Source organism: Nostoc sp., assembly GCF_036917975.1.
Taxonomy (GTDB): domain Bacteria; phylum Cyanobacteriota; class Cyanobacteriia; order Cyanobacteriales; family Nostocaceae; genus Nostoc.
The window spans coordinates 84,494-104,010 of the sequence record NZ_JBALEJ010000099.1 but is presented as its reverse complement, the minus strand read 5'-3'; the positions used below and the strand labels follow the sequence as shown (position 1 = coordinate 104,010).

The following is a 19,517-nucleotide window of genomic DNA, read 5'->3' as shown; positions in this document are numbered from 1 at the left end:
TCGTTCGCTTTTAGCGTCTCGTAGAGAGCGTCATTTTGAATTCCGCCTTGCGGTACTAGTGCATGAAGTCCCTGACAAAATCTCCAGGTTAGAGCGTCTGCGCTAACCAGGAAATTGTAGCTTGTTGAGTAGATATCTCCAGAAATTAAATATGCGTTACCCAGAACCCTTGTAGAGACGTAGCACTGCTACGTCAAAACAATTCTTTTTCGGAGATGTTGAGTATTCAGTCAGAAATTTTAAGTCTTTTTTTCACTACCAGCTAATTCCTTTGGTTCGTAGTGACGGCAACCGTTACATGGGCCATCGGGATTGATTGCACAGCGAATGTAGCCAGATCGAGCATTAAACTTGCAGCTGATATCGCCAATTAGATAACCCACCCCTTCTAAATAATAGCGATCGCCTGCAACCAATCTCACATTTTGCCGTTCCTGCACCACTGGAAAATTCGTCGCGGCTTGTCTCATCCGTAAGCGCGATCGCTGGGTTTTGCGGATTATCCACAGGGAAAACAGGGACGGTAAAAAACCAACGGCAATCACTAAAAGTGTCTGTAACACCTTCCTTTTACCTCTTCTGTGCGCTGATTGATTTTCCCTGATGTTGCACTCTAGTTTTACGGAAGTGCAAATATTAGGGCAGCTTTGCCTCTTTGCTACCAACTATGGTTGCAATTAGCAATGGCAGTGTGGTATCAAGCAATTTTGAAAAAGAAGTTCTTTCCACCACTTCAATCAGCATAACTGCTACAACCTCAAGGGTGAGATGCCGTTGAATGTCGATAATTTTAAGATTTGTTAACTAATACCTTCTGGGTTAAAAATCCTTGATTTTCTTTTAGTCCACGGAGGTGAACTTTGTTTGTGTAGTAGCTAATTCCATTCGCCCAATACCTTCCAAACTTTCAGTATAAAAAAAGCTGCTAATAACCGATTACCAGTAAGGCTTTTAGTAATAAAAGTAAGCTAAAGTTTTATAGCCAAGTATTGCCTAAAAATATTTCATAATTAAAGGGAGAAAATCCCAATGGAGAAGATAAAAATGCTAGAACAATATCGTAAACACCTTGCCGAAAGAGCAGCACTCGGTATTCCCCCCTTACCATTGGATGCGAAGCAAACCTCAGAATTATGTGAATTACTGAAAAATCCGCCCAAGGGTCAAGAGGAGATATTATTGCATTTATTGAGCGATCGCGTTTCTCCTGGTGTTGATCCAGCAGCTTATGTGAAAGCCGGATTTCTTACCGCCATTGCTAAGGAAGAAATCACCAGTCCGTTAATTGCGCCCATAGAAGCGGTGCAATTGCTGGGCACAATGATCGGTGGTTACAATGTGCAATCTTTAATTGATTTGCTGCAATTGCCTACTGTATCCCTCTCCGACTCATCCGAAACACCTCTAGTAATGGGCGGACAAGGAAAGGAACCCATCGCCGCCTACGCCGCCAACGCCTTAAGCAAAATCCTGTTGGTGTATGACGCTTATCACGATGTTTTAGAGTTATCTAAAACCAATCCTTTCGCCAAGCGGGTGGTTGACTCTTGGGCGGAAGCTGAATGGTTTACCCTTCGTCCAGCCGTACCAGAAGCCATTACTGTCACCGTTTTTAAAGTTCCTGGCGAAACCAACACCGACGATTTATCCCCCGCCCAAAGCGCCACAACTCGCCCAGATATTCCCTTACACGCCTTAGTGATGTTAGAGTCAAAGCAACCGGGAAGCTTGGCAGCCATTGCCGAATTGAAGAAAAAAGGCCATCCTGTAGCTTACGTGGGAGATGTAGTTGGTACTGGTTCCTCGCGTAAATCTGCTATCAACTCAGTATTGTGGCATACAGGAAATGATATACCTTTTGTGCCAAACAAACGCGCTGGGGGTTATGTTTTAGGTGGTGCGATCGCGCCTATTTTCTTTAACACAGCAGAAGATGCCGGTGCTTTGCCTATTCAGTGCGATGTCACCAAACTCGAAACTGGTATGGTAATTACCATCCATCCCTACAAAGGCGAAATCACCAACGAATCAGGTGAAGTCATTTCCACCTTTACCCTCAAACCTGATACTATCCTCGATGAAGTCCGTGCAGGTGGACGCATCCCTCTACTTATCGGCCGTACCCTCACCGACAAAACCCGTCTTGCACTCGGTTTAGAACCCAGCACCGTTTTCACCCGTCCCCAGCAAGCCTTTGATACAGGCAAAGGCTACACCCTAGCACAAAAAATGGTAGGTAAAGCTTGCGGATTACCTGGTGTGCGTCCCGGCACATCCTGCGAACCCATCATTACTACCGTTGGTTCTCAGGATACCACAGGCCCCATGACCCGCGACGAGTTGACAGAACTAGCTTGTCTTGGTTTCAGTGCAGACTTAGTAATCCAAAGTTTCTGTCATACTGTTGCTTATCCCAAACCAGTAGACATCAAAACTCATCACGAACTCCCTGATTTCTTTGCCTCTCGTGGCGGTGTTGCCCTCCGTCCCGGTGATGGTATCATCCACTCTTGGTTAAACCGGATGCTGCTACCCGACACCGTGGGAACTGGCGGCGACTCCCACACCCGCTTCCCCTTGGGTATTTCCTTCCCCGCCGGTTCTGGATTAGTGGCCTTTGCAGCCGCCTTGGGTGTCATGCCTTTAGATATGCCAGAGTCAGTTTTGGTAAGATTTAAAGGAGAATTGCAACCAGGTGTTACCCTGCGCGATGTCGTGAATGCCATTCCCTACGTGGCAATTCAAAAAGGTTTGCTGACAGTAGAGAAGCAGAATAAGAAAAATGTCTTCTCTGGGCGAATTCTAGAAATAGAAGGTTTGCCAGATTTAAAAGTTGAACAAGCCTTTGAACTCACTGATGCCAGTGCCGAACGTTCTTGTGCTGGATGTACAATTAAGCTGAGTGTAGAGACAATTTCTGAATATCTGCGTTCTAACGTCGCACTGCTGAAAAATATGATCGCACGGGGCTATCACGATCCGCGTACCATGCTGCGCCGTGTGGCCAAGATGGAAGAATGGTTAGCAAATCCCGTGTTATTAGAAGGTGATGCCGATGCGGAGTATGCCGAAATAATTGAAATTGATTTGAACGAAATCAAAGAACCAATTGTAGCTGCTCCCAATGACCCCGATAATGTTAAATTATTATCAGAAGTTGCTAACGATCCAGTACAAGAAGTATTCCTCGGTTCTTGTATGACAAATATTGGTCATTATCGGGCAACAGCGAAAGTTTTAGAAGGCGCAGGTGAAGTGAAAACTCGCCTGTGGATAGCACCACCAACGCGCATGGATGAACACCAATTAAAAGAAGAAGGTGTATATAGCATTTTTGGGGCTGCGGGTGCGCGTACAGAAATGCCCGGATGCAGTTTGTGCATGGGTAATCAGGCGCGAGTTGCTGATGGTACAACAGTATTTTCTACCTCTACCCGCAACTTCAATAATCGCATGGGTAAAGATGCGCGAGTGTATCTCGGTTCAGCAGAATTAGCCGCAGTTTGTGCGCTGCTGGGGCGGCTTCCCACAGTGCAGGAATATTTGGATATTGTGGGGAGTAAAATTGAGCCTTTTGCAGATGATTTGTATCGGTATTTGAACTTCGATCAAATCCTCGGTTTTGAGGATGAAGGGCGCGTGATTTCTAAAGAAGAGCAGGCTTTGTTGGTATAGTTTAGATTAGGGTGGGCTTTTTTAGCTCACCTTAACTTTAAATATAAAAAATTGAATAACTAAAAATTATTATTAATCATGGAATATCAAGAGATTTTTGAGAAAATTAGAGATATTGTTGCTGAAGTTCTAAAAATTGAGCAACAAGAAATTACATTAGATTTTCCCTTGTTTCAGTCAAAACTTTATGATGAGCGACTATATTGGTCTAGTAATAATTATGTTAGCCATGTTATTCATTTTAAGGCAGAGGATAGTCAATATTATTTTTATAACCCAGTAATGGTAGGAGAAGCAGATGGATTAAATGCTGATGTAATATGTGGTGAATTAATTGTAAACTTTGAAGATATTAACTTTCCTGATGATATTTTTTTAGAGTTTACTACAGTTAAAGTTGCTGTTGATTACATTAATCATCAAATCAACCAAGGTTAACTTTCCTAAAAATTTGTATCAGTCATTTAACTTGAGTTTTTATCATGACAATTTCATCTTTTACAAATGAAAAAAATCTCTATGAACAAGACTTTTACTTGTGGACACAAACAATTGCCCATCAGTTAAAAGAAAATAATTTTAATGAAATAGATATACCTAATCTAATTGAAGAAATTGAAAGCATGGGGAGAAGTGAAAAACGGGAGTTAAAAAATAGATTAATTGTGCTATTAATGCACTTGCTCAAATGGCAATATCAACCAGAAAAACGTAGTGAAAGTTGGCGCAGTACCATTTCTGAACAGCGTATCTGTATTGAAACATTATTAGAAGATAGTCCCAGTTTGCAACCTCTACTTGTAGAAGTATTTGAAAATTGTTATCAAAAATCTCGTCTAAAAGCATCTGATGAAACAGGGATTAAATTAAATTTCTTTCCTAAAGAATCTCCTTTTACATTAGAAGAAACTTTAAAAAATAGTTATTAATTTGGAGGAAAGAATGAATTTTTACACCGTTGTACTCCGAAAAGATTCTGGCTATTGGGTTGCTTTATGTTTATAAAACGGCATTGTCGGGCAGGGAAATATTCAAGAGGATGCAATTAATAAACTGAAAGAAGCAATTGAATCTTTTGAAGTGGTTTATGATTCTGAAAGTAATATTTATAAATCTACCGTTTCAATAGATGAATTACATGAATTTTTATCTTTTGAAGAAAAAGAACAAGATTTAGAGATATATGAATTAAGAAAGGTTTATGCCTAAAAATATACCTTCCCTGAAACCAAAGGAGTTAATTAAGCTTTTAGAACAAGCAGGTTGCACATTTCATAGAGAAGGAAAAGGCGACCATTGTTTATATACTCGTGAAGTTGATGGTAAAAGAAGAGTAGTTCTTATAGATATGGGTGCAAGAGAAATGTCTCCTGCTTATTCTTTGCGTATTTTTCGACAGTTTGGGTTGACAAATTAGGAAGTTGAGAGTCCGTTAAAATAGATAAGGTTTCGGTATTTTTACCGTTAGCACTATTGTATAACTACAATAGTTTGTATATAGATTATTGTATTTAAAAATTTTCATGCCCTACCTAAAATCGAAACATTTAACAACCAACTCGAAGAGACGGAATGAGGAGTCAGACAAAGCGAATCGTAAATTAATCTACATTGGCGGAGAAATTCGCTTTCAGTCTGAACAAGATTTAGAAGATTATATTGAAGCTTATTTTGACATAATATTCCCAGAATTAGTTTTAATTAAACGTCAGCATAGCCTCCAAATGCAGCGTTGTGATTTACTATGCTGTAGCAAATTAGATAAACAAGCAGTCATTATTGAATTAAAAAATGAAGAAGATAGAGGATTAGTATCACAGCTATTGAGATATCGAAAGAATATTTTACAAAATCAATCTTTTGCCGATAAAATCGATTACTCGTTACCGATAAAGTTAATCGCTATTGCTCCTACTTTTCATGAAGATAACTATACAGAGAAAGAAGCATCAAAATTTGAAGATGATATATATTTTTGGAAATTCCATATCGAATATCAGACAACAACTCCTAAATTCCAATTAGAAGATAAGAATTATGATATTCTTTACCCTGTGTTTGGCTTACCTGGTAGCTCACAAAATAAAGACCTAAGAGGTACAGTCTTACCAGCTTTTACTCATAACTTTGAAAGTAAATTGCCTGTAGATGCTCGTCAAAATTTTAGAATCATCAGAGAGCTTTTTATGGCTCAACCAAAAGTTAAGGAAATGGTTAGCCCTACTTATAGAAAAATACTATATGGTACTGGCGAAGGAGAAAATCATAAGAAACTAGCAGAAATAACTAATACAGGTAAAGGAATATGGTTATTTCTTTGGATACCAACTGCGGTGAAAACTAAAATCAAAATTCCAGTAGCACGATTTGGTTTTGTATTAGCTGCAAATAACAGCCATTTTGCTCAAGATTCTGTCGTTGAATGGTTGGTGTGTACTAAGACTACCGTTAATCTTGAAGATAAATCTAATAATCATTTTTGGTGTTCATTTGACAGGCATGGTATGACAAAATGGACAAATGCAAATATGTATTTATGTCAAGCCACTAATGGTATAAATATAAATACTTTAGATTTATTCATCTATCTCTTGAAAGGTGCTACCCGTCCTTTTGATGATTCTATTTGGGAATGGTGGAGGTCACAGGAAAAAAATACTCCTACTAATTTAGGATGGTATATTGATTTAGCTATTAAGACTTGGAACTATAGGATTAAGTGAACAATATCTAATAAACAATTTATTGATTTCATAGATATCATTTTCCGTCAAGCTTTAGGAGTAAAAGATAACAATATTTTCATCTAATTGACCATTCTATCAGCGCGATCGCACCCTTGCACTTCCCACACAGACCTAACCCCCCAACCCCCTTCCCTACAAGGGAAGGGGGAGAAATCCGGCTCCCCTCTCCGCCTCGGAGAGGGGCTGGGGGAGAGGTCAATCTATGCGATCGCACCTAGTAAATTAGGGATGCAATCGCTGTAAACTATTAAAGTCTAATTCGTCTGAGATTACTACCTTGTTCGATGAGATTTTGCAACGAATGCGGGATAAAGTTTCTTCTCGTCAGTATTTAATGACGCTACACGCTGAAGAAGAAATGAGCGATGATAATCTAACAATCTATGACATTGAACAAGGTATCCTCACAGGCGAAATACTGGAACGTCAAAAGGATAAAGTTACAGCAGAATGTAAATATCGTATCAGAGGTTTAACTCTTGATGCAGGGGAAGTCGAAATAATTGCAAAGCTTAAGTCTAACTGGAAAACTTGTTATCATTACTGTATACATACCCTAATACCAGGAAAGCGGCAAATGCTGTGTGATATTTGTGGAAGCGAAGGTGTAAAAATCCGCCAAATTACTAGAACCTATGGTAAGGGTAAAAACCTGCTAGTAATAGAAAATATTCCAGTGATAACCTGTGCTGATTGCGGCGAAACTTATTTAACTGCTGAAACTCTTCACAAAATTGAACAAATCAAAACTAACCGTAAAAAATTAGCTGTTGAACGTCCTGTAGAAGTAGCTAGTTTTGGATCGTGAATAATTGCCAAAATTAAATATTGCTTCAGCTATTCTCTCACTAATACACATTTATGGACTTCTACACAACAGTTTTGCGAAAGAGTGCGGGTTATTGGGTTGCTTTATGCTTAAAAAATGGACTGGTAGGACAAGGGATAAATCAAGAAGTCGCAATCAAGCAACTTAATGAAGCGATCGCCTCTTTTGCGCCCATCTATGCGAGTATGTTTATATCCAGAAGGAGACGGCTTAGGCTTTCAAGTTGACCATATAATCAGTGTCAAACATGGTGGCGCTACAACAGCAGATAATCTCTGTTATGCCCGTATCTTCTGTAACCTGCAAAAAGGCACGGATTTAGGGTCAATTAATTGGCAAACTGGTGAACTTGTGCGGTTTTTTAACCCACGCAGAGACTTTTGGGGCGATCATTTTCGACTAGATGAGGCTGTAATTCAACATCAAACAGACATCGGTGAAGTTACCGCACGCATCTTAGATTTTAACAGCGACGATGACATTATAGAACGACAAGCTTTAATTGCATCTGGTCAGTATCCCTCAGCATCAGCGCTAAAACAGATAAATAAATAGGTTATGGTGTGCGAATTTTCTTCAGCACAGAGTTGCTAACCTAACTCAAGTTGTTTAATGCGTTTTAGAGCATCTTGATAGTCACTTTCTTTTCCTTGTTGCTTATACAAATCGGCAGATTTACGAAAATCTTCAATTGCTGCTTGCTTTTTTCCTAAATTAGACTGAGAATTACCCCGATTGTAGTAAGCATTTGCATAGTTGGGATCAATTCTTATAGCTTGGTTGTAATCTTCTATTGCTGCTTGATTATTTCCTAAATTATAGCGCGCTAAACCCCGATTGTAGTACGCATTTGCATAGTTGGGATCAATTTTTATAGCTTGGTTGTAATCTTCTATTGCTGCTTGGTTATTTCCTAAATTATAGCGCGCTAAACCCCGATTGTAGTACGCATTTGCATAGTTGGGATCAATTTTTATGGCTTGGTTGTAATCTTCTATTGCTGCTTGATTATTTCCTAAATTATAGCGCGCTAAACCCCGATTGTAGTACGCATTTGCATAGTTAGGATTAATTTGGATGGCTTGGTTGTAATCTTCAATTGCTGCTTGATTATCTCCTAAATTATAGCGTGCTAAACCGCGAGCGATGTAAGTATTTGCATCGTTGGGATTAATTTTAATGACTTGGTTGTAATCTTCTATTGCTGCTTGGTTATCTCCTAAATTATAGCGCGCTAAACCCCGGTTATAGTACGCATTTGCATAGTTAGGATTAATTTGGATAGCTTGGGTGTAGTCTTCAATTGCACCGCTAAAATCTTTGTTGTTGTATTTTTCTAATCCTTCATTATAGTAAGTTTCAGCACTTTTACTTTTCTGTTCTATTGTTACTGGATTTGTGGGTCTTAGCAAATAAACAGCACCACCACCTATCAATACAATTAATGGAATAACAACAAGATATATAGGAATAGATTTTTTTTGCCGAGGTGGTGGAGTAACTGGAGGTGTAACAGGCTGAGTTACTGGTATTGGCTCTGAATTTAACGCTTGTAAAACTTCCGTCGCCGACTGATAACGCTGCTGGTATTCTTCTTGCAACAATCTATCCAGTATTCGCCCTAAATCCTCACTCACTGGTTGCTGCAAATACTGTCTCCAACTAGCAACCCAACCATAACCTTGTCGTTGCCAAAGTTCCCAAGGGTGAATTCCACTCAACAGGTGAAAGCAAGTTGCACCTAGACTATATAAATCACTCGCCGGGTAAGCTTTACCTCCCTGCATTTGTTCCAGTGACGCATAACCAAAAGAACCAATGGTTGTTCCTATTTGTGTCATCACTGTTGCTGTCAATTGTTTGGATGCACCAAAGTCAATCAGCACTAACTGCCCATCACTGCGACGAATGATATTCTCTGGCTTGATATCGCGGTGAATGACTTGCTGTTGATGAACTGTTTTGAGAATATCTAACAAATCGAGCAATAATTCTCTAACTTTCTGCTGATTGAAAATTCCCTGCTGTTTTAATTCATCTAATAAATTCTGTCCGTCGATAAACTCCTGCACCAAATACAGACGATTATCTTGGTTAAAATACGCCAATAATGTTGGAATTTGGCGATGGTTTCCTAATTGTTGCAGTTGCTTTGCTTCTTGCTCAAATAGTTCTGTGGCTTTTTTTAGTGCGGCAGTTCCCTGGACTTGCGGTGCAAATTGCTTGATGACACAATACTCATTTAGTTTGTCTATATCTTCTGCTAAATAAGTTTTACCAAATCCCCCACCACCTAATGATTTAATTGGGCGATAGCGGTTTCTCAGCACTACCAGTCCTGTACCGCAGTTGAAGCAAAACATTGTGCGATCGCTATTGGGCGGATTGTGGCAATCTGGATTTAAGCAGCAGATCATAGCTATGCTTTCATTAGGAAATGTAATTATTATCGCTTAACTACAAGCTATTACCCAGAGAAATCGCAAAAAAGCTCGTCAGTACATCAGCGCGGAGTAAGTATTTAAAATGTCTCGTCCATATATTAATGCAGAATTACGGCGTTTAGTTAGCGATCGCGCTCCGCAAAAGGATAATAAAATATATGCTGAGATTTCTGAGACTACGAGAGTTAGGATCAGAAGGTAGTCTGTCGAACACATGTTAACTATATGACATCCACATCGCGTGTTGTTCATAGCGACCCCGATATATTGGGGGGAACTCCTGTTTTTGTTGGTACTCGTGTGCCGATAAAAACCTTGCTTGATTATCTAGAAGCGGGTGACTCACTGGATGAGTTTTTAGATCACTTTCCCAGTGTCAGCCGTGAACAAGCGATGTCTACGACGGGCTACGCCTACTCCGCTCTAGAATTAGCAAAGGAAATGCTGACGTGAGCTGCATGCAACAACTCTATTCTTTGTGATGATGAAACCGAATTCCTAAAAAGATGTCATAAACAAACTCAAAAAAGTCCTTTTTCTGCAACAATCCTGAAGTTTGATAACATCCTTTTTCATCTAACAAGGGCTTCATGACATAGTACGCAGGCTGGTAATTATACCAAGGAATAGAAGGCCATAAATGATGAATTAAGTGGTAATTCTGTCCCATAATTAGGATATTGAGAATCGGGTTCGGATAAACGCGAGCATTTTTCCAGCGATCGCGCTCCGCAAAAGGACGATGGGGCAAATAGTCAAAAAATAATCCCAGTGCTATCCCCACCACAAAAGCCGGTAAAAACCAAAAATTCAGAATATAACCCAAAAAGTGGTATTGCACTGATATGTAAACAATTGCGCCGATAATTAAACGGCTGATGAACCATTCTAGTAGCTCATATTTCCGCCACAGTCGCCGTTGAAAGAAAAATACCTCGTGGTACAAAAACCGCACTGCAATCAGCCATAACGGCCCACCCGTAGAGACATAATGATCTGGGTCGTCTTTGGGATGGTTGACATGACCATGATGCTGTAGATGCACCCGCGTAAATACAGGAAAAGCAAAAGCTAGCATCAAAGCGCTACCATGCCCTAATACTGCATTCATCACGCGGTTACGATGGGCAGATTGGTGACAGGCATCATGAATTACTGTTCCAGCACAATGCAAGGCAATAGTGTTAACGCTAAAACACAGCCAATGCGGCCATTCCCAAAGCCAGTAACCAAAATTGGATAACACCAACATTGCCACAGCTACGGAAAACAGCAGCAGCGTGGGATTGAAATCACCAGGAGGCGCTAAAAATTCCTTGGGTGGGATTGTCAGTGGCTTTTGTGCCTCCGATGCGATCATCTCTAACATTGACTCCTTCTCGATCAAACATTACCGAAGAAGAATTCAGAATTCAGAAGCCAGAATTCAGAATGGATTCTGTGCGACTGGATGGAGAATCAGGGTTTAGAGCAAGCGATTTTAAACGCGCGTGTTCGCTCTTAGCGTCTCCCCTTCTCCCAAAGGGAGAGGCTGCGCCAAGGGAGAAGAAAAAATTCTTTCCCTGACTCAAACCCCTGACTTGATAGCTTGGGGTATTCTGAATTCTGAATTCTGACTCCTTCTCATGAATATACGATCAATATTAGTGAATAATAAAGATTTACAAAGTTTTGTATAGCAAGATTTATCCGCAGCTTTGGATATCAGCAGATGAATAACGTTATGATTCCAGACGAGGACTAGTCTTTACTGATAAGTGGGGTATGACAATCGGCAAAAAGTTTATGGGATAAACTCCTTCGTGGGGAGGATGGATACAAAAATTGATGTAGTATATCTAGTCTATCCCACAGCCCCCACTCTCCCATAAATTCTCTCTAACTGCTTATATCTATTTTCTATTTATTGATATAGCAGTGACTGAAAAGGAGATGCGACTTAAGTTACGATGACTTCCCAGATAGCTCCCTAACTTCAGCCCCTATGCAATTAAGAGATTCTCTGCGCCGAACAAAAATTGTCGCTACTATTGGCCCCGCTACTAGCAGTCCTGAAATGCTCAAGGCGATTATTGAAGCGGGAGCCACGACGCTGCGGCTAAACTTCTCCCACGGAACTCATGCCGACCATCAGCGTAGTATTCGCTTAATTCGGCAAACCGCTTTTGAACTAAATCAGCCAGTGGCTATTCTCCAAGACTTGCAGGGCCCAAAAATTCGCTTAGGAAAGTTTGACAACGGGTCTATAGTTTTGGCAAAAGGCGATCGCTTCACCTTGACAAATCGTCCGGTGGTAGGTACTCAAGAAATTAGCTGTGTCACCTACGATTATTTAGCCGAAGAAGTCCCAGTTGGCGCAAAAATCCTGCTTGATGATGGACGAGTAGAAATGGTTGTAGAGGAAATTAACCGGGATAAAGGTGATTTGCATTGTCGCATTACCGTGCCTGGTAAACTTTCTAACAACAAAGGCGTAAACTTCCCCGGCGTTTACCTGTCAATTAAGGCAATGACCGACAAAGACCGAGAGGATCTAATGTTTGGTCTAGATCAGGGTGTCGATTGGGTGGCACTTTCCTTTGTCCGCAATCCCCAGGACATGATCGAAATTAAAGAACTAATTTCCAGCACAGGCAAGCAAGTGCCAGTAATTGCCAAAATTGAAAAGCACGAAGCTATTGAACAAATGGAAGCGGTTCTGGCTTTGTGTGATGGCGTGATGGTTGCCAGAGGCGATTTAGGGGTGGAATTGCCAGCAGAAGATGTTCCCGTACTGCAAAAGCGGCTAATTGCCACAGCAAATCGCTTGGGAATTCCCATCATCACCGCTACTCAGATGTTAGATAGCATGGTGAGCAATCCCCGTCCCACTCGCGCAGAAGTGTCGGATGTGGCCAATGCGATTTTAGACGGTACGGACGCGGTAATGCTCTCTAACGAAACCGCCGTGGGTAGCTTCCCTGTAGAAGCAGTGGCAACGATGGCACGAATTGCCGAACGTATGGAACAGGAAGAAGCCCAACACTTAAACCTACGTTCTACGAGAGATGCTCGGCGCTCCATTCCCAATGCCATTAGTCAAGCTGTCGGTCAAATTGCCGAACAATTAGGTGCAGCGGCAATTATGACCCTAACCCAAACCGGAGCAACCGCTCGTAATGTCTCTAAGTTTCGTCCTCATACACCAATTTTGGCAGTGACACCCCATGTAAATGTGGCGCGCCAGCTACAGATGGTGTGGGGAGTCAAACCACTGTTGGTACTAGGATTGCCTTCCACTGGTCAGACATTTCAAGCTGCGATTAACGTGGCTCAAGAGCTTAAGTTACTGTCTCAGGGAGACTTAGTAGTGATGACTGCTGGTACACTCCAGGGGATTTCTGGCTCTACAGATTTGATTAAGGTAGAGGTGGTGACGGCGGTACTAGGTCACGGAATTGGACTGGGACAAGGTTCAGTAAGTGGTCGCGCACGGGTGGCTAGTACTGGCATGGATGTAAGTAACTTTAATCACGGAGATATTTTGGTTGCACCCCGCACTAGTGCCGATTTTGTCGAGGCAATTCGGAAAGCGGCCGGGATTATTACTGAAGATGAAAGTCTCACAAGTCACGCGGCAGTAATTGGCTTACGTCTCGGTGTACCAGTGATTGTCGGTGTGAAGCAGGCAACGCAGGTGATTCGCGATGGGGCGATTATAACCCTGGATCTGCAACGGGGTTTGATTTACTCTGGGGCGGTGAGAACGGCTTAGGAGTGGGGAGTTAGGAGTTGGGAGTTAGGAGTTATAAGAATTCTTTCCTCAATTCCCAGTTCCCAATTCCCAATGCCCAATGCCCAATGCCCCATGCCCTTTATTAAACAGTTGCGATCGCAGCTCCAAGCCATCCAGCAAAGTTTTGCTGCTGTGTGGAGTTAGGATGTTCAACAGGTTTTACCTGATATCTCGTTGGACGTGGTGAGGTGAGGGTGATGGAATAAGTACGCAGTTCGTCTTGGTGGAACACTGCAACTTGAATGGTGTCCGTTGGTTGGTAATCTTTCAGGCGATCGCTTAAGCCACCCGCAGCTAGCTTAATTCCATCAATTGCTAACAACTCATCACCTGCATCAATTCCCCCTACTTGTGCAGGTGAACCACTCTCTACAAACTTAATAATCTCTCGCCCATTCTCTGTATTTATTTTCACACCCAAGTAAGGTTCTTCTTGCTGATCAGCTACCAACTGCAAGCCAAAGGGTTCTAAATACTTATTCAGGGGTAAATCGTCAATGCCATCAATGTAGCGTTTAAAGAAATCAGTCAAATCGATGCCGGCAACAGATTCTATAACTTCCTGCAACTCTTCTGGGGTATAGCCAATTTCATCTTGTCCAAATTGCTGCCACATTTTCAGCATCACATCATCGAGGGAACGCTGATTGTTGTGAGTCGAGCGAATCAGTAAATCCAGCAATAACGATACCATTTCTCCTTTTAAATAGTAGGAAATTTGGGAATTGCCGCTATTGACATCGGGGCGATAGAGTTTTATCCAGGCATCAAAACTCGACTCGGAAACAGGTTGTACTTTGCGCCCCGGTGTTGTTTCATATCTGGTAATTTCCTTACCCAAGTTATTCAAATACGATTTAACATCATAAATTCCCGCCCGCAAAGGAATTAACAAGTCATAGTAACTAGTAGTGCCTTCACAAAACCACAATGATGGTGTGTAATTTTCTTGGTCGTAATCAAAAACCTCTAGTGCTTTGGGGCGAATTCGCTTGACATTCCACAAGTGAAAGAACTCGTGTGCCACTAATTGGAGAAAGCGATCGTACTTATCCTGAATGCGAAACCCAAAACGGTGGTAAATTAACGAGCAAGAGTCTTTATGCTCCAAACCACCAAAAGCTTGGCTAAATAAATGTAGCAGAAACACATATCGTTCATAAGGCAAACCGCCGAACATCTGCGCCTCTACCTGAATAATTTTTTGGATATCAGCAATCAATTGCTGAACTTGGTAATTACCTTGTCCCCAGATTGCCAGTTCATGGGATTTTCCCAAAGCCTCAAATTTATACAATTGGTGGCTACCAATCTCAAAGGGAGTATCCACCAGAGTATCAAAATCGCCAGCCAAGAAAGTATTCGTTTGTTCAGCAACGGGTGGTAAGGCAGTAGTTACCTGCCATTCCGGGCGTGGTGGTACGACAGTAACGCGAATGGGTTGCTTATCCCAGCTTGGTATTCTAAAAAATAGTGCCGCACCGTTGAAATAACCGTGGGTGGTATCGAGGTGATTTGTCCGTACCGATAGCTCATTGGCAAAAACGCGGTAACGTACAGTTAATTCTGAAATACCTGTTTTGTCTATTTGCCAGTGGTTTTTACTAATCTTCCGCCAAGATAAAGGTTTATCCTCTGCAAAAGCCACAAAATCCTGTAAATTCTTGGCGTATTCCCGAACTAAGTAGGAACCGGGTGTCCACACCGGCAGTTTTAAATCGAGAATCGGCGAGTGGTAATCCACAAGGCGTAAAGTCACCTCAAACAGATGGGTTTCTGGTTGGGACATTGCCACCAGGTAATGAATCGTTGGCCCGGTTTCCTGAATGTAGGTGTTGGGACGAGTTGCTGTTGCTTCAGTCATCTTGTGTGCTGAGTTAATAGTAGATGTGTAATTTTTCCCATCATGACAAATTTACCGAAGAAGAATTCAGAATTGAGTAGCCCCAATTTTCTGAAAGCCAGTTTCAATTTCTGAAACCAGCCTGACAAAAGCTTTAGAAAAGGCTAGGTTAAGTGTTAATCACAAGCCGCATCAACTTTTAGAACTGATCCAACTAGCTATAGAATACTCTAGGGTCAATACGCTTGGGTTAAGGGCTACTGGCAAAAATTTTGGGTTTTCGAGATGCGATAAATCGCCGTCTCTACAAATCTGTCTTATTTGAACTGTATTGACTCTGGGATGACAACAATTTTTATGGCATTTCTAGCTGATTTTAGTGTTCTAGCGTTGTTAAACTTCGAGTTGACAAGGAGGTTGAAGAAGAATTCAGAAGTCAGAATTCAGGAGTCAGAATCAAGACGCGACGCTCGAATACTTGCTATCGCGGACTCGCTCTAAGCGAAGCCATGCCGTTCGCGTAGCGTCTCGTAGAGAAGGCTTTACGCTGCGCTATCAGTCGGGGATTCAGACCCGCGACTGAATTGTTGCACCACCAAATTTCCAATTTGGTGGGGTGCAAAAACGCCGATTATTCAGACGCTCGTTCGCGCAGCGTGCCGTAGGCAAGACTCGCTAACGCTGCGCTATCCGCCAGTCGCACAAAAAACATTGCTGAATTCTGGCTCCTGACTCCTGAATTCTGTTCGATAAAATGACGTTCTGATGTTAAATTAACAATTTGATTAATCCCATTTAATGTTAAGAGATGAATTCCTTGAAAGCATTGGAATACTGCTCCCCTAGAGCGAGAAGGGAAATTATAGTTTAACGATATGCAATAAATATGGAGTTCAACTAAGTCATCTCGTTATGAAGGCGATTCATTTTTACAAAACCCAGTTACATTTCAGTAATTCTTCAAACAAAGGATCGCCAAAATTCATTAAACGTAGTGAAGGCATTTCATCAAAAATATTAGGGTAAAAAGTAATCATGTAATTCTGCCCTTCATAATTCAGTTGCCAAGTACGTTCGCTCATTCTCTCAAACTGCACACCACTGGCTTTTAAAATTGCTGAGTTGGTGAATAACTGCTCAATAGCTTCTGGTGTAAAAGGAGTAAAGGGGATTGGTTTTTGAATTTCTGCTAAATCAGCCTCTAAATCCATTGCTACCATTTCTTCAATTGCGAGACGAGGTGGTGGGCTATCTAACACAGAATCGAATTGAGACATTAAAACATCCTCTTCTTCTGGATCAGCACTCATAACAGCCCGTTCAATAAAGGTAGGGACTTGGGCTAGAATAGGCTGAAGATTACCAACAACAGTGGCAAAGTCATTAATGCGATCGCGCAATTTTCGATAAACCTTTGCCTCTACAGTGCCATCATAGTAAAAATTGTGAATTCGCACAGTCGGATATCTTTGTCCAATGCGGTCAATTCTCCCAATGCGCTGTTCGACCCGCATGGGATTCCAAGGCATATCATATATTGAAATTAAGAGAGTAGTTGGAGCCGCCCTTAACTATGAGGGTGAAAATCAAAAAACAATTAGGAAGAAAGCCCAGTGGCTAAACATCAATCCAAACAGCGCTCACAACAACACGTCTCTAGCACAGAGACAAAAGTTGCTGAAAACTCTTTCCAGATGCAACTGCAAGAATTACTGAAGCAGAAAAAATATCGGCAGGCATTGGAAGAAATCAAAAAAAATCAGCGCTTGCACCCTGATATTGAATTCACTCCCAAAGAATCAGAGATTTGGTTGCTACGGGGTCAGCAAGAATTCCAAAAACAAGATTTTAAACAGGCAGAAAAATCCTTTGTCCGCGCTCTAGAATTTGGTTTGGTTGGAGAAGTTCATTATTGGCAAGCTAGATGTTTGCTGGAGTTGAAGCAATTAGATGCGGCGCTGAATTTGCTCAGAAATGCTTTTGAGGCAGGCACTCTATCCAAAGACTACAGCATCTGTTACCTAAAACTCTTGTTACTCAAAGGAGATACCGCCACAGTTGAGCAGTTAATTAACGAACAATCCAAACGCTTTAGTGCTGCCCAACTCCACTGGGTACGAGGTGTTCTGGCGCTAAAAAATAGTCAACCAGAAGTAGCTTTGACATCTTTTCAGAAAATTAAGCAAGCCATCACCGATGGAGACTCGCCAATAGCTTGGATTGTTTACACTCAACAAGTTAGCGGTCATTGGGATGCTGCCGCTAATATTTTGGGGTTGAAATCATCTGGAAGGTCATCCGACTTGATGAACTATGGCGAACCAAAGTATTTGGAGCATCCAATTTTAAAGCGATTGGCGACTTTCCAGCAAGGAAAAACGGGACAACAACTTCTACAATCTAGGAATCCGCAAAAAACAGTAGATAAAATTACCCAAGAGGCATTAACGGCGTTGCAAATGCTGCAACTGATTGACCAAGGCGATCACCATGAGGCCGCACATCTGCTGTTGAAGATAGAGCGGCGTTCCACACGCTTTCTAGAAATAGAAAGTCTCCGTCCACTGCTGTTGACCCTAGCCGGACAACAAGCACTGAATCAAGGACAATTAAACTGTGCTGAACTATTCTGGCAGCTTTTGTTGACAGAGCAACCCTTTAACCCCCAGTTGGCAATCAATCTCTTAGAAGTTTTGGATGCTAATGATTCCGATCAAGAACGCCCACGTCTGTTGACCCGTTTTTTGAAGTGGTTAGAGCAGGAAGCAAAACAAAAACCTCAAGAATGGCCTTCACAACGATTGAAACCGACCCTAGCACATCTCCACTGCTGGATGGCAGATGCTTACATGGCAGTGGATCGCTCACGCGCCGCTTTAGGATCTTTGCAACAAGCAGAACGCATCTGTCCCACATCACCAGAGTTACTGGGGCGTAAGGGACTAGTTGCGGCAATGGAGGAAAATTATACTGAAGCGATCGCACTGCTTACCCAAGCATTAGAAGGTGGATGTCGGTATAACGAAGTTTACGGTATTTTGCTGCAATGTTGGGAGGAAGTAGGAGATAAACTTGCACGTAATGAAGCTCGGCGTAAATTTGGCAAGTACTTTGGCGACCTGAGCATTGAAACTGAAGTGGAAATATTGCCTTGGGTAGATGCTCTATCTACGTTAAGTTATCCCTTATTTAGCCGTCTGGTGCAGACAGAAGATAAAAAAGATCCTGCTATCCGTGCTTGTCAGATATTCGTGAATGCAGTGCAAAGTCCGCCCAATTCCGGCGGTCGAGTTTCATTACACCAAAAAGTAGCAGTTGAAGCATGGGACACTCTCCTGAAAAAATTATCTGGTCAAGAACAAATTCCTGTATTGCAGGCGATCGCTCTTTCTATCCACCTCTTCGCCAAACGTGAAAAAGGCATCGCCGCTTTAACAAGTCAGTATCTACAAAAATTATTCAACTTATCAACAGAACACCCAGAAGCCAGAGTTGCTCATTTAGTTGTTTTAGCCGTCAAAGAAAATAATCCCCAAAAACTAGAACCTCCTCTACGTACCTACCTCGACACCATGCCCCAGCCAGGAAATGCTCTGGCAAATATTCAACTCCAAGTGCGCCGTTTTGGTGAGATTACAACCCTTGTACCTGTGCTGGAGTCAGCACTGCGTCGGGAACCTCAAAATCCTTTATTATTATTAGCTAGAGCAACTACTTACCATGTTGATCACCCAAACTATGAACAATTAAAGCAACAGGGATTTGAATTAGCCCGTCGCTTACAAGATGCCAAAGCATTACAAGCATTTCGGGAAGAACAGGCTTTTCTCTCTGCTCAAGAAACGACTAGCATAATGCCAGACCCAGAGGAATTTGACAACCTGGATATGTCAAATATTGATGACTTCTTATCAGGGATGCTTCAAAAATTACTTGGCAACAAAATGCCCAAAGCTGAGTTTGAACGGATGCTTCCAGAACTCAAGCAAAAGATGTTAAACAGTATGCCTAACTTCGATGAAGATGATCAGGAAGAAGAAGAGCCAGACTTAGACTTGATCTTTGGAAACTTACCGCCTACGCGTAAGAAACGAAAGGGTAGAAGAAAAGGTGGTTTTCAGGAATTGTTGTAAAAGTTAGTTTTTAGTAGGTTGTACGTGACGAACAATGAATAAATAGTAAATTTTTAATTTGGAATTATTTT

15 protein-coding genes are annotated in these 19,517 nt (G+C 41.7%); 10 read left to right on the top strand and 5 right to left on the bottom strand.

What is annotated here, in order from left to right:
• Positions 1–239: 239 nt before the first annotated feature.
• Entirely contained in the window at positions 240–563 is a 324-nt protein-coding gene (locus tag V7K76_RS30430) for a DUF6464 family protein (protein WP_334777921.1), read from the bottom strand.
• 481 nt (positions 564–1,044) lie between these two features.
• Between V7K76_RS30430 and acnB the strand changes: the two genes are divergently transcribed.
• The 7 genes from acnB (at position 1,045) to V7K76_RS30395 (ending at position 7,806) form a co-directional block, all read left to right on the top strand.
• Positions 1,045–3,675 (top strand): bifunctional aconitate hydratase 2/2-methylisocitrate dehydratase, encoded by a 2,631-nt coding sequence (gene acnB / locus V7K76_RS30425; protein WP_334777968.1) that lies wholly within the window; start codon positions 1,045–1,047, stop codon positions 3,673–3,675.
• 78 nt (positions 3,676–3,753) lie between these two features.
• Positions 3,754–4,113 carry a hypothetical protein gene (locus tag V7K76_RS30420; protein WP_334777920.1) on the top strand — a complete coding sequence of 120 codons (360 nt, stop codon included), beginning with the start codon at positions 3,754–3,756 and terminating at the stop codon, positions 4,111–4,113.
• Between the two features lie 44 nt (positions 4,114–4,157).
• Positions 4,158–4,604 (top strand): DUF29 domain-containing protein, encoded by a 447-nt coding sequence (locus tag V7K76_RS30415; protein ID WP_334777919.1) that lies wholly within the window; start codon positions 4,158–4,160, stop codon positions 4,602–4,604.
• 272 nt (positions 4,605–4,876) lie between these two features.
• A complete protein-coding gene (locus V7K76_RS30410) occupies positions 4,877–5,092 on the top strand; it encodes a type II toxin-antitoxin system HicA family toxin (RefSeq protein ID WP_334777918.1) in 216 nt (71 codons plus the stop codon).
• 106 nt (positions 5,093–5,198) lie between these two features.
• Positions 5,199–6,398, top strand: coding sequence for a hypothetical protein (locus tag V7K76_RS30405; protein ID WP_334777917.1), 1,200 nt, complete (start codon positions 5,199–5,201; stop codon positions 6,396–6,398).
• A 301-nt stretch (positions 6,399–6,699) separates the two neighbouring features.
• On the top strand, positions 6,700–7,230 hold the full coding sequence (locus V7K76_RS30400; RefSeq protein ID WP_334777916.1) for a YgiT-type zinc finger protein: 531 nt from the start codon (positions 6,700–6,702) through the stop codon (positions 7,228–7,230).
• Positions 7,231–7,398: 168 nt separating this feature from the next.
• Positions 7,399–7,806 (top strand): HNH endonuclease, encoded by a 408-nt coding sequence (locus V7K76_RS30395; RefSeq protein WP_334777915.1) that lies wholly within the window; start codon positions 7,399–7,401, stop codon positions 7,804–7,806.
• 35 nt (positions 7,807–7,841) lie between these two features.
• On the opposite strand, the gene V7K76_RS30390 is transcribed toward V7K76_RS30395, so the two are convergent.
• Entirely contained in the window at positions 7,842–9,668 is a 1,827-nt protein-coding gene (locus V7K76_RS30390; protein WP_334777914.1) for a tetratricopeptide repeat protein, read from the bottom strand.
• A 252-nt stretch (positions 9,669–9,920) separates the two neighbouring features.
• Between V7K76_RS30390 and V7K76_RS30385 the strand changes: the two genes are divergently transcribed.
• Positions 9,921–10,148 (top strand): DUF433 domain-containing protein, encoded by a 228-nt coding sequence (locus tag V7K76_RS30385; protein WP_334777913.1) that lies wholly within the window; start codon positions 9,921–9,923, stop codon positions 10,146–10,148.
• 16 nt (positions 10,149–10,164) lie between these two features.
• Here V7K76_RS30385 and crtR read toward each other — a convergent pair whose 3' ends face one another.
• On the bottom strand, positions 10,165–11,055 hold the full coding sequence (gene crtR / locus V7K76_RS30380) for a beta-carotene hydroxylase (RefSeq protein ID WP_334777967.1): 891 nt from the start codon (positions 11,053–11,055) through the stop codon (positions 10,165–10,167).
• Between the two features lie 624 nt (positions 11,056–11,679).
• On the opposite strand from crtR, the gene pyk reads away from it, so the two are divergent.
• Positions 11,680–13,449, top strand: a complete 1,770-nt coding sequence (gene pyk, locus V7K76_RS30375) for a pyruvate kinase (RefSeq protein WP_334777912.1) — start codon at positions 11,680–11,682, stop codon at positions 13,447–13,449.
• Positions 13,450–13,552: 103 nt separating this feature from the next.
• On the opposite strand, the gene V7K76_RS30370 is transcribed toward pyk, so the two are convergent.
• Positions 13,553–15,334, bottom strand: coding sequence for a M61 family metallopeptidase (locus V7K76_RS30370; protein ID WP_334777911.1), 1,782 nt, complete (start codon positions 15,332–15,334; stop codon positions 13,553–13,555).
• Positions 15,335–16,242: 908 nt separating this feature from the next.
• Complete coding sequence (locus tag V7K76_RS30365) at positions 16,243–16,842, bottom strand: hypothetical protein (RefSeq protein WP_334777910.1); 600 nt, start codon at positions 16,840–16,842, stop codon at positions 16,243–16,245.
• Positions 16,843–16,926: 84 nt separating this feature from the next.
• Between V7K76_RS30365 and V7K76_RS30360 the strand changes: the two genes are divergently transcribed.
• Positions 16,927–19,446, top strand: coding sequence for a tetratricopeptide repeat protein (locus tag V7K76_RS30360; protein WP_334777909.1), 2,520 nt, complete (start codon positions 16,927–16,929; stop codon positions 19,444–19,446).
• Positions 19,447–19,517 lie beyond the last annotated feature (71 nt).